The organism is Pseudoxanthomonas sp. (assembly GCF_051953815.1).
Lineage (GTDB): Bacteria > Pseudomonadota > Gammaproteobacteria > Xanthomonadales > Xanthomonadaceae > Pseudoxanthomonas_A.
This window is the reverse complement of the sequence record NZ_JBQCIJ010000022.1, coordinates 32,275-43,983: the sequence shown is the minus strand read 5'-3', so window position 1 is coordinate 43,983 and position 11,709 is coordinate 32,275. Positions and strand designations below refer to the sequence as shown.

The window sequence follows — 11,709 nt, the reverse complement described above, 5'->3', positions numbered from 1 at the left end:
GTGTCTCTCTTTGCATCCGTCGAACTGGTTCCAGGCGATCCGATCCTGGGAATGACCGAGGCCTACAACGCCGATCCCCGCCCCGGCAAGGTCAATCTGGGCGTTGGCATCTACTACGACGAGCAGGGCCGCATCCCGCTGCTCGATTCGGTCCGCGAGATCGAACAGGCCCTGGCCGCGGAAGCCAAACCGCGCGGCTACCTGCCGATCGATGGCCTGCCCGGCTACAACCTGGCGACGCAGAAACTGCTGTTCGGCGCCGGCTCGGCGGTACTTGAGGCCGGCCGCGTGGTCACCTCCCAGACCATCGGCGGCAGCGGCGCCCTGCGCATCGGCGCCGACTTCCTCAAGCGCGCGCTGCCGCGGGCGAAGATCGCCATCAGCAGCCCCAGTTGGGAAAACCACCGCGTGGTGTTCGGCACCGCCGGCTTCGACGTGATCGATTACCGCTACTACGACGCGGCCACCCACGGCCTGGATTTCGCCGGCATGCTGGCCGACCTGGGCGCGCTGGAACCGGACACCGTCGTCCTGCTGCACGCCTGCTGCCACAACCCGACCGGCGTCGACCTGACCGCCGCGCAGTGGGCGCAGGTGGTGGAACTGGTGAAAGAGCGCAACCTGCTGCCCTTCATCGACATCGCCTACCAGGGTTTCGACCAGGGCACCGACGCCGACGCCACCGCGATCCGCCTGTTCGCCGATTCCGGCATCCCGGCGTTCGTGGTCGCCAGTTCGTACTCCAAGTCGTTCTCGCTGTACGGCGAGCGCGTGGGCGCGCTGTCGATCGTCTCGGCCAACCGCGACGAGGCCAGGCGCGTGCAGTCGCAGATCAAGCGCACCATCCGTTCCAACTACTCCAGCCCTGCCACCCACGGCGGCGCGCTGGTGGCCGGCGTGCTGGGCAGCGACGAGCTGCGTGCGCGCTGGGAGAAGGAACTGGGCGGCATGCGCGAGCGCATCCACACCCTGCGCGCGGGACTGGTGTCCAGGCTGGCGGCGCTGGGCGCGCCGGAGTTCGGCTTCATCCAGCAGCAGGCCGGCATGTTCTCGTACTCGGGCCTGAGCACGGCCCAGGTCGATCGCCTGCGCGAGGAATATGCGATCTACGCCATCGGCACCGGCCGCATCTGCGTGGCCGCGCTCAACAGCCAGAACATCGGCAAGGTGGCCGAAGCGGTGTATGCGGTCAGCCGCGGCTGAGTCCGCGTTCCCGCCGTGTTCGCCGAAAGCCCCCGGCCATGCCGGGGGCTTTTTTTTCAGACCGCCGTGCGCGGCTACTTGCCGCCGAGGTGATTCGCGATCGCCTCGATGTCATGGCGGCTGAGCCCGGCGGCCTGCGCGCGCATCGCGCCGTCGGTCAGCGTGTCGACGATGTAGGCGCGCGAACGACTTTCCAGCAGCGAGCGCGGCGGGATGTTGCCCTGCGGATGGTCATGGCAGACCGCGCAGCGCTGCTTGAACAGCGTCGCGCCATCCAGGCCGGAGTCCGCCACGGCCGCGGTCGCGCCTGGATTCGCGCCGCCGGATGCCTGCGTCGCCGAAACATCCTTCGGTCCCATTGCGCGCTCCGCGACGCGCGCCGGCGCGTCCGGTCCGAACGCCTGGATGCGATCGGTCCCCACCACCACCGTGCCGTTCGCGAACACCGGTTCGTTGTATTTGCCTGACGTGTGCAGTTGACCCGGCGCGCTCTTCCAAAGCAGGTCGAGGCTGTCGCCGTCGAACGCGTACAGCACCGGCGACGGCGCATCGGCGCCCGCCAGCGGCGCGGAGCGACGGGCGTTCTCGTCGAGCACCCAGACGACGGGATCGCGCGCACCGTCGCTGCTGACCACCGGCGATCCGGGATTGATCAGGACCTGTTCCATCTGCCGGCGCTCGATCGCCAGATACGCCGGTTGGCCCGGCGTGGTCGCCACCCGCAGCTTCACCAGCGACGGCGGCACCGCGTCGGCCGAGCCTTCCGCGCGCCGGGTGTTGCCGGTCAGGTAGACGTGGATCACTCCCTGCCCGTCCCGGTAGTACGCCGGCAGCGAGCGCCCGCGCGCCTGGTCCATCGCCGCATCCCGCTCCGAGTAAGGACCGAACACATTGAGCGGCCCGCGCCCGCCGAACTGCGGCTGGGGGGACGGCGGCAGCAGCGAACCATCGGTGGCCGCATCCAGGCCGCATTCCGGACGCCTGTCGAGCCGTCCCGGCAGGCGTTCGCGATCCAGCAGATACGCGTTGCCCTGCTTGCCGCCCACCACCATCAGTCGCGGCGTCGCGGTCCGTGAAGGTTCCAGGTCGGCCAGCAGGCTGATGCCGCCGGATCCCAGGTCGATGTCCATCCTGGCGCTGCCGCAGTGATTGAACGGCGTGTACGTGCCGCGCAGCCGCAATCCCTCGTTCGCGCCGTCGGACAGTTTCAGGACCGACTGGGTCCAGTCGTGCGGCTGATCGCGATAGCCGTCGAAGCCGCTGCCGGTGACCACGAACACGTTGCCGGCCTCATCCAGCGCCGGACCGCCCGCGCCCCAGATGCCGCCGCTGCCACGGTGCGGCATCGCCACCGCCGCGAACGCGCTGGCCACGCGCGGTCGCAGCGTATCGACCGCGACCAGCCAGCCGGTCTCGGTTTCGCCGAAGGTGACGTACAGGCGCGCGCCGTCCGGACTCAGGTTCAGCGCCCCGCGCTGCACCCGGAAATCGAAGCGCCGCTTCGGTGGCACCAACGAAGGACCGGCGTTGGCGTTGACCGCGTTGAAGCGCGCTTCGTCCAGCCGCACCGGCCAGCCCTCGATGATCCTGCCGCTGCCGATGTCCAGCGCATACGCCTGCCAGCGCTGTTTCGGATCGCAGCTGGTCACATACAGGCGACCTCGGGTCACGTCGATCACCGGCGTGCTCAGGACGCCGGTCGGCACCTGATCGAGCGGCGCCGGTTGCAGGTGGCACGGCGGCGCGAGCTGCGTGTGCCAGAGGATGCGGCCGGCGGCCACGTCGCCGGCGCGGGCCGCGTTGATCGCGTAGACATGACCGTGGTTGCTGGCGGCGAACACGACCTGGAACGTCTGTCCCTGGTGCTGTCCCGTGGTCATCCGGACCTGCGACAGGTACAGCGGCGAGGCGTACAGGCGCGGCGCCTGGCCTTCGTAGGCATCCAGTGGCGGCGATTCCCACAGCAGGCCGAAGGAGGGATCGCGCACCCGCGCCGGCGTCAATCCGGGCTGATGGCGATGCCAGCCGCTGCGCTGCCGATCCGCGTGGAATGTGGTCGCGTCGTTGGCCGATGCCACCACCGCACCGGATGCCGCGGGCCGATCCGCATCCGGTGTCACCCGTCCACCGGCGCCCTCCGCGCCGCGCGCCGGGACCTCGATGCCCGCCGTCCACAGGATCGCGTTCAACAACACCTGGCGCAGCATCGGCTGCTCCAGGGCGGCCAGGTAATGCGCACCGCTGTAGCCGAATGACCGGCCGCCGTCGGGACGCTCGAACGCCCAGCCAATCGTGACCGTCTCCGGCCTGTCCTCGACCACGGCGGCACCGTCGCGGTACTGCACGTGCAGGGTGCCGCGCAGCACCGGCCTCACCCCGCGCGCGGCGAAACGCAGGGTGGGATAGAACTCGTCGCGATAGCGGAAGCTGGTCACGCCACGGGTGATCGGATGCGCCGCGTCGGCCGGCGAGACCGTCGCCATCTCGGTCGTGCGGTCGAACATGCCGACGCGTTCGGCCCCCAGCCAGGCGCGCAGATCCAGGCCGGTGGCGTCGGCCGGCACCGTCGACGTCTGGTGCAGCGCGACCAGTCCCACGCCGCGCGCGACCAGCGCGCGCAGCTGGGCGCGCCGCGCTTCATCGCGCAGGGGATGCCGATCGAGTCCGTCGAAATAAAGCACCACGGTCGAAGCCCCGCGCAACGCGGCGGGATCGGTGGGCCATCCCTGTTCGTACACGACGATCTCCGCATCGCGGCCCTGCGGCGATCCGCGCAGCATCGCCGCCAGCGCGCGCAGGCCCTCGGCATAGGCGTGCCGTCCGGGCCCTTCGCTGCCGGTCCCGCCAATCAACACGATCCGGTGGCCCGCGCCGGGTCCGCCGCACCCCATCGCCAGCAGCATCAGCAGCGCCATGCCCGTCAGCAGCGCGGCGCGGATGCGCGCGCGCGCCGGTGTTGCCTTCCGCTTCCGCACTGGCCCCTCTCCCGTGACGGATATCCGCAAACGTTGCGAGCGAGGCTAGGACCGACGACGCCGCGGAGGAATCCGATCCCGCTACGTTCTGAGGCTAGATTTTGTTGCCTGCGGAGCGAAAGGCTCGGCGCGCGGCGGCTTCACCACAGCCGGCGGCCAGTCCCGGCGTCGAAGAAATGCAGGTGCGCGGGATCCACCGCCATCCGCAGGGCCGCGCCCGCTTGCGGCAGCTGGCGCGGGGGCAACCGCGATACGAGGGGATGCGTGCCGAACACCTGGTTGACGAACACCTCACTGCCCACCGGTTCCACCACCTCCACCCGGGTGTCGAAGCCCGCCGCCTCCGGCGCCGCCGGTTGCAGGTGTTCCGGGCGCACGCCCATCGCCACCGGCTTGCCCAGCCAGTCCTCGCCGACCCGCGCATCGCCCAGCGGTATCGACAGGCCCGCCTCGAGCACCAGCCGCAACCCGTCCGCGCGCTCCAGCCGCCCGTGCAGCACGTTCATCGCCGGGCTGCCAAGGAAGCCGGCGACGAAAAGATTGGCCGGATGCTCGTACAGCGCCATCGGCGTGTCGATCTGCTGGATCTGCCCGTCCTTCAGCACCACGATGCGCTGGCCGAGGGTCATCGCCTCGACCTGATCGTGGGTCACGTAGATCATGGTCGCGCCCAGTTGCCGGTGCAGCCGCGCGATCTCGGTACGCATCGAGTGGCGCAGCTTGGCGTCCAGGTTGGACAGGGGTTCGTCGAGCAGGAACACCGCCGGCTCGCGCACCAGCGCGCGTCCCAGCGCGACACGCTGGCGCTGGCCGCCGGACATCTCGCGCGGCAGCTTGTCCAGCATCTGGCCCAGGCCGAGGGTTTCGGCGGCGGCATTGACCCGCTGGTCGATCACCGCGCGCGGATGCCCGCGCAGCTTCAGCCCGAAGGCGAGGTTCTCGGCCACCGTCATGTGAGGGTACAGCGCGTAGTTCTGGAACACCATCGCGATGTCGCGATCCTTGGGCGCGACCTCGTTGACCACGCGGTCGCCGATGGACAGCGTGCCGCCGGAGATTTCCTCCAGTCCGGCGATCATCCGCAGCAGGGTCGACTTGCCGCAGCCCGAGGGCCCGACCAGCACCATCAGTTCGCCGTCGGCGACCTCGAAACTCGCCCCGTGCACGGCCACCTGGCCGTTGCCGTAGACCTTGCGGACATCGTCCAGCCGAACGCTCGCCATCTGCTCTCCCGGGCGGCTCGCGCCACCGTGTTGTCGGACCCTGCCGCCGGGCCCCTCCCGGTTGCAGCGGCGCGCATACGAATGCACGCCCTCAATGACCACCTTCCCATTTCCCAACCCGGGAAGTTGGGTTATTCTGCCATGTAATCGTTTTCACAACGCAATCACCCCACTCGTCCCCACACTTTCACGACACTGCCGGAGGGGCCATGTCGAAGTCTTATCGTTTCCCCGAGAACTTCATCTGGGGTAGCGCCACCGCGGCCTACCAGATCGAAGGCTCGCCGCTGGCCGACGGCGCCGGTCCCAGCATCTGGCAGCGTTTCGCCCACACCCCCGGCCGCATGCTCAACAACGACACCGGCGACGTGGCCTGCGACCACTACAACCGCTGGCGCGAGGATATCGGGCTGATGAAGGAACTGGGCATGCAGGCCTACCGCTTCAGCGTGTCCTGGAGCCGGGTGATGCCCGAAGGCCGCGGCCGGATCAACCAGAAGGGCCTGGACTTCTACGAGCGCCTGGTCGACACCTTGCTGGAAAACGGCATCCAGCCCACCGCCACCCTGTTCCACTGGGACCTGCCGGCGGCGCTGGACGATCGCGGCGGCTGGCTGAACCCGGACATCGCCGACTGGTTCGCCGAGTACAGCGAAGTGATGTTCAAGCGCCTGGATGGCCGCATCAAACGCTGGGCCACCCTCAACGAACCCTGGGTGGTCACCGACGGCGGCTACCTGCACGGCGCGCTGGCGCCGGGCCACCGCAACCGCTTCGAGGCGCCCATCGCCTCGCACCACCTGCTGCGCTCGCACGGCAAGTCGGTGCAGGCCTACCGCGCCATCGGCAAGCACGAGATCGGCCTGGTGGTGAACATCGAGCCGAAGTACCCGGCCAGCGACAGCCCCGAGGATCTGGCCGCCACCCGGCGCGCCGAGGCCTACATGAACCGGCAGTACCTGGATCCGGTGTTCTTCGGCACCTACCCGGAAGAACTGCGCGAGATCTTCGGCGAAGCCTGGCCGGAATGGCCGCAGGCGGACATGGACCTGATCCGCCAGCCGCTGGATTTCATCGGCGTGAACTACTACACCCGCAACGTCTCCCGCCACGACGAATCGAACTGGCCGTTGAAGGTCTCGCCGGTCCGGCAGACGCAGCATACGTATACGGAGACCGGCTGGGAGGTCTTCCCGCAGGGTCTGACCGATACACTCACCTGGGTCAAGGACCGCTACGGGAACCCCAAGGTGTTCATCACCGAGAACGGCGCCGCCTTCTTCGATCCGCCCAAGGCCGAGCGTGGCCGCGTGCGCGATCCGCTGCGCCTGAGCTACCTGCGCCAGCACCTGCGCGCGGTGCACGCGGCCATCGAGGCCGGTTGCGACATCGGCGGCTACTACGTGTGGTCGCTGCTGGACAACCTGGAATGGTCGCTCGGGTACTCCAAGCGCTTCGGCATCATCCACGTCGACTTCGACAGCCAGACCCGCACACCGAAGGACAGCGCACGCTATTATGCGAAGGTCGTCGCCAGCCACGGCGACGCGCTGACCAACGAGGACGACTGAGGCGAATGCGGCGGACTACTTTTTGCGGCCAAGACCCCTTCAAGAGTAAGCACCCCGCATGAGCACCGATCACCGGGTCCTGCTCGCCGACATCGGCGGCACCAATGCACGCTTCGCGCTGGCTGACACCAGCGCCGCCGTGCCGCTGCTGGAAGACAGCGTGCGCGGCTTCGCGGTGGCGGATTTCCCGTCCCTGGCCGACGCCGCCCAGCATTACCTGGACGAGGTCGGCGCCGAACAGTCCGGCCTGGACATCCGCAACGGCGTGTTCGCCGTCGCCGGCCGCGTCGACGGCGACGAGGCCCGCATCACCAACCACCCGTGGGTGATTTCGCTGTCGCGCACCCGCGACGCGCTGGGCTTCGACGACCTGCGCCTGGTCAACGATTTCGCCGCCCAGGCGATGGCGCTGCCGCTGCTCGGCCGCCAGGACGTGGTCGCGATTGGTATTCCCGACTGGACGCCGGATCCCCAGGCGACGCATCGCACCTACGGCGTGATCGGGCCGGGCACCGGACTGGGCGTGGGTGGCCTGATCATCCGCGACGGCCGCACCTTTCCGCTGGAGACCGAAGGCGGCCACGTCAGCTTCGCCCCCGGCACGCCGCAGGAAATCGAAATCCTGCAGCGGCTCTCGGCGCAGTTCGGCCGGGTGTCGATCGAACGCCTGATCTGCGGCCCCGGACTGGTCAACCTGCACCGCGCGCTCAGCGAGATCGCCGGCGAGGATCCGGGCAACCTGCAGCCTTCCGACGTCACCGCGCGCGCCGCCACCGGCGATGCGCGCAGCAACAACGCCATCGATGTGTTCTGCGCGGTGTTCGGCGCGGTGGCCGGCGATCTGGTGCTGACCCTCGGCGCCTGGGACGGCGTGTTCCTCACCGGCGGACTGGTGCCGAAACTGCTGACCTCGCTGCAGCATTCCGGCTTCCGCCAACGCTTCGAACACAAGGGACGCTTCTCCGCCAACATGGCGCGCGTACCCACCCTGGCGATCGTCCATCCGCGTCCCGGCCTGCTCGGCGCGGCGGCCATCGCGGTGGAAGCCTACGGGCCGTCCCGCTGATCACGCCGACCGCCCGCATCGCGGGCTGGTCTGGCTTTGGTCACTTTCATTGCAGGCGCAAAAGGTAGAAAGTTGAGGGGTTCTCCGTTGTCCGCCCTGCATCGGCGGCGACGTCGGCCTGGAACCCGCGTGCAGGCCGGACACATGCTTGCCCTGCCCCGGCATGGCGCAGTCCGGCATGCGCCGCTGCGTGGACACCGACGACGCCCTGCCCACGGCCAGCGGCGCACACTCGTCCTTCCGCAGTCCAGCCGACGCCAATGAGCCTGCATCCGCGCATCCAAGAAGTCACCGAACGCATCCGCCAGCGCAGCCTGCCGCTGCGCCGCGCCTATCTCGCCGGCATCGATGCGGCCAACGCCGCCGGCCCGCATCGCAGCCGCCTCAGTTGCGGCAACCTCGCGCACGCGTTCGCCGCCTGCGGCCCGACCGACAAGGATCGCCTGCGCGCCGACGCCACCCCCAACCTGGGCATCGTCACCGCCTACAACGACATGCTGTCGGCGCACCAGCCGTTCGAAACCTACCCGGAGCTGATCCGCGAAGTGGCGCGTTCGATCGGCGCCACCGCGCAGGTCGCCGGCGGCGTGCCGGCGATGTGCGACGGCGTCACCCAGGGCCGGCCGGGCATGGAACTGTCGCTGTTCTCGCGCGACGTGATCGCCCAGGCCACCGCGGTATCGCTGAGCCATGACATGTTCGACGCCGCGCTGTACCTGGGCGTGTGCGACAAGATCGTGCCGGGCCTGCTGATCGGCGCGCTCGCCTTCGGCCACCTGCCGGCGGTGTTCGTGCCGGCCGGTCCGATGACCCCGGGCATTCCCAACAAGAAGAAGGCGGAAGTGCGCGAGCGCTACGCCGCCGGCGAGGCCAGCCGCGAGGAACTGCTGGAAGCCGAATCGGCCAGCTACCACGCGCCGGGCACCTGCACCTTCTATGGCACCGCCAACTCCAACCAGGTGCTGCTGGAAGCGATGGGCGTGCAGTTGCCGGGCACCTCGTTCGTCAATCCCGACCAGCCATTGCGCGACGTGCTGACCCGCGCTTCGGCCGAACGCGCCCTGCGCATCACCGCGCTGGGCGATGACTACCGTCCGCTCGGCCACCTGATCGACGAGCGCGCGATCGTCAACGCGATCGCCGCGCTGATGGCGACCGGCGGTTCCACCAACCACACCATCCACTGGGTGGCGGTGGCGCGCGCGGCCGGCATTGTGCTCACCTGGGACGACATCGACCTCATTTCGCGCACCGTGCCGCTGCTTGCGCGGGTGTATCCGAATGGCGACGCCGACGTGAACCGCTTCGCCGCCGCCGGCGGCACCGCGTTCGTGTTCCGCGAACTGCTCGACGCCGGCTTGATGCATGACCTGCCGACCATCGTGCCGGGCGGCATGCGCGCGTTCTGCGACGAACCGCGCCTGCAGGACGGCCAACTGGCCTACGCGCCCGGCGTGGCGCAGAGCGCCGACCCGGCGGTGGTGCGTCCGGTCGCCGAGGCGTTCGAGGACCAGGGCGGCCTGCGCCTGTTGCGCGGCAACCTCGGCCGCTCGCTGATCAAGACCTCGGCGGTGAAGCCGGAGTACCGCTTCATCGAAGCGCCCGCCGTGGTGGTGGACGACCCGCGCGCGCTCAACAAGCTGCATGCCGCCGGCGTGCTGCCGCAGGATTTCGTGGCGGTGGTGCGCTACCAGGGGCCGCGCGCCAATGGCATGCCGGAACTGCATTCGCTGGCGCCGCTGCTGGGCCTGCTGCAGAACCAGGGCCGGCGCGTCGCGCTGGTCACCGACGGCCGCCTGTCCGGCGCCTCCGGCAAGATTCCCGCCGCCATCCACATGACCCCGGAAGCCGCCCGCGGCGGTCCGCTGGCCCGGCTGCGCGAGGGCGATCTGATCCGCCTGGACGCCGAGGCCGGCGTGCTTGAGGCGCTGGTGCCGGCGGAGGAATGGAATGCGCGCGAGCTCGCGCCGAACACCTCGCCCGCCGCGCTCGACATCGGCCGCAACCTGTTCGCGGTCAGCCGCGACGTGGTGACGCCGGCGGATCAGGGCGCGCTGTCGATTTCCTGCGGCCCGCCGTACCACAACGGCACCTGGGAATACGATTCGGAATACGAGCTCGGCGACGCCGGGCATGCCGCCGAAGCCCCGCACGAAGCGAAGGACGCCTGAGCGCCTCTTCCCCCTCCCACGCATTGACCGATTCCCCATGAGCATCGAAGCCCGCCAGCAGAAAGCCGAACAACTCCTCCGCGCCGCCGGCATCCTGCCGGTCGTCACCGTGCACACGCTGGACGAGGCGCGGCGCGTTTCCGAGGCGCTGCTGGCCGGCGGCCTGCCGGCCATCGAACTGACCCTGCGCACGCCGGTGGCGATGGAGGCGCTGGCGATGCTCAAGCGCGAACTGCCGGACATCGTGATCGGCGCCGGCACCGTGTTGAGCGTCGAGCAGATGCAGCGCTCCATCGACGCCGGCGCGGATTTCCTGGTGACGCCGGGCACCACCGCCGAGATGGCCGATGCGCTGGCCGCGGCGCCGGTGCCGGTGGTGCCGGGCGCGGCCACGCCGACCGAACTGCTGTCGCTGATGGCGCGCGGTTTCCGGGTCTGCAAGCTGTTCCCTGCCTCCGCCGTCGGTGGACTGGCGATGCTCAAGGGCCTGGCCGGCCCGTTGTCGGAACTCAAACTGTGCCCGACCGGCGGCATCGGCGAGGACACCGCCGCCGACTACCTGTCGCAGCCGAACGTGGTCTGCATCGGCGGCTCGTGGATGGTGCCCAAGGCCTGGCTGGATGCCGGCGAGTGGGACAAGGTGCGCGAGAGTTCGGCCAAGGCCGCCGCGATCGTCCAGCGCGTGCGCGGCTGATTCCCCCGCTTCGTTTCCCTGTGGGAGCGACGTCGGTCGCGACCGACATCGCTCCTACAGCGGGTCTCCTTCCCGATACAGGCGCAACCCGAACCGGTCGCGCCACCAGCCGCGCGCCAGCAGCAGGTGCCAGCCGACCAGCAGCAGGCCAAGCTGCCATTCCAGCGCGTTCTCGATCCGATCACGCAGCGCGTCATCGGCGATCAGCGCGCCGGTGACGACATTGCCCACGCCCAGTCCGAGCATGGCCACGCACAGCGCGGCCATGCCGGTCAGCAATGCCGGCGCCAGGCGCCGAAGCACCCTCGCCCGCCGCATCAACAGCAACTGGGCCAGAAACCCGAAGCCGAAGTACACGGTCACGCCGTAGCGGCGCAGGAAACCGTAGACCTCGCCGTCGGTTCCGAGGAAGGTCGCATAGATTGCCAGGGCCGACGCCGAAAACAGGCCCAGCACCCGCAGCCACCGCGCCGCCGTACTTCCCCGCTCCCGCTCACGCAGCCACGGCCCGGCCAGCCACCAGGTGGCGCCATGCAGGAGCGCGCAGGGAATCACCAGCAGGCGGAACAGATGATTGCCCAGCCCGTGCCGCGCCGCGCGGCTTATCGAGGTGCAGCCTTCCCAGTACGGCACGCAGGCCGGCACATGGCCGGCCTGGATCGACAGCCACAGGGCCAGATGCGTGGCGACCAGCAGCAGCAAGGCGGCCGCCAGCGGCAGCGGCCAGAGCGGGGTGAAGCCGCGTTCCCTCATCGCCATGGCGACACTCTACCTTCCCGCCCGCTCCTGCATGCGGCGTTTCGCAG

8 protein-coding genes are annotated in these 11,709 nt (G+C 69.6%); 5 read left to right on the top strand and 3 right to left on the bottom strand.

Going from position 1 to position 11,709, the window contains the following annotated elements:
* Window positions 1-1,203 carry an amino acid aminotransferase gene (locus ACTHN1_RS05570; RefSeq protein WP_440469964.1) on the top strand — a complete coding sequence of 401 codons (1,203 nt, stop codon included), beginning with the start codon at window positions 1-3 and terminating at the stop codon, window positions 1,201-1,203.
* A 74-nt stretch (window positions 1,204-1,277) separates the two neighbouring features.
* Here ACTHN1_RS05570 and ACTHN1_RS05565 read toward each other — a convergent pair whose 3' ends face one another.
* Together ACTHN1_RS05565 and ACTHN1_RS05560 are read right to left on the bottom strand one after the other, a co-directional pair.
* The gene (locus ACTHN1_RS05565; protein ID WP_440469963.1) at window positions 1,278-4,178 is read right to left on the bottom strand and encodes a ThuA domain-containing protein; all 2,901 of its coding nucleotides are present in this window, start codon (window positions 4,176-4,178) and stop codon (window positions 1,278-1,280) included.
* Between the two features lie 140 nt (window positions 4,179-4,318).
* The gene (locus ACTHN1_RS05560; protein WP_440469962.1) at window positions 4,319-5,401 is read right to left on the bottom strand and encodes an ABC transporter ATP-binding protein; all 1,083 of its coding nucleotides are present in this window, start codon (window positions 5,399-5,401) and stop codon (window positions 4,319-4,321) included.
* Window positions 5,402-5,610: 209 nt separating this feature from the next.
* On the opposite strand from ACTHN1_RS05560, the gene ACTHN1_RS05555 reads away from it, so the two are divergent.
* From ACTHN1_RS05555 to ACTHN1_RS05540, 4 genes are all read left to right on the top strand, one after another.
* Window positions 5,611-6,972, top strand: a complete 1,362-nt coding sequence (locus tag ACTHN1_RS05555; protein WP_141453107.1) for a GH1 family beta-glucosidase — start codon at window positions 5,611-5,613, stop codon at window positions 6,970-6,972.
* Window positions 6,973-7,030: 58 nt separating this feature from the next.
* Complete coding sequence (gene glk / locus ACTHN1_RS05550; protein WP_440469961.1) at window positions 7,031-8,038, top strand: glucokinase; 1,008 nt, start codon at window positions 7,031-7,033, stop codon at window positions 8,036-8,038.
* Window positions 8,039-8,298: 260 nt separating this feature from the next.
* Window positions 8,299-10,209 (top strand): phosphogluconate dehydratase, encoded by a 1,911-nt coding sequence (gene edd, locus ACTHN1_RS05545; protein ID WP_440469960.1) that lies wholly within the window; start codon window positions 8,299-8,301, stop codon window positions 10,207-10,209.
* Between the two features lie 37 nt (window positions 10,210-10,246).
* Window positions 10,247-10,903, top strand: coding sequence for a bifunctional 4-hydroxy-2-oxoglutarate aldolase/2-dehydro-3-deoxy-phosphogluconate aldolase (locus ACTHN1_RS05540; RefSeq protein ID WP_440469959.1), 657 nt, complete (start codon window positions 10,247-10,249; stop codon window positions 10,901-10,903).
* Window positions 10,904-10,957: 54 nt separating this feature from the next.
* Here ACTHN1_RS05540 and ACTHN1_RS05535 read toward each other — a convergent pair whose 3' ends face one another.
* The gene (locus tag ACTHN1_RS05535) at window positions 10,958-11,662 is read right to left on the bottom strand and encodes a hypothetical protein (RefSeq protein WP_440469958.1); all 705 of its coding nucleotides are present in this window, start codon (window positions 11,660-11,662) and stop codon (window positions 10,958-10,960) included.
* Window positions 11,663-11,709: the final 47 nt, after the last annotated feature.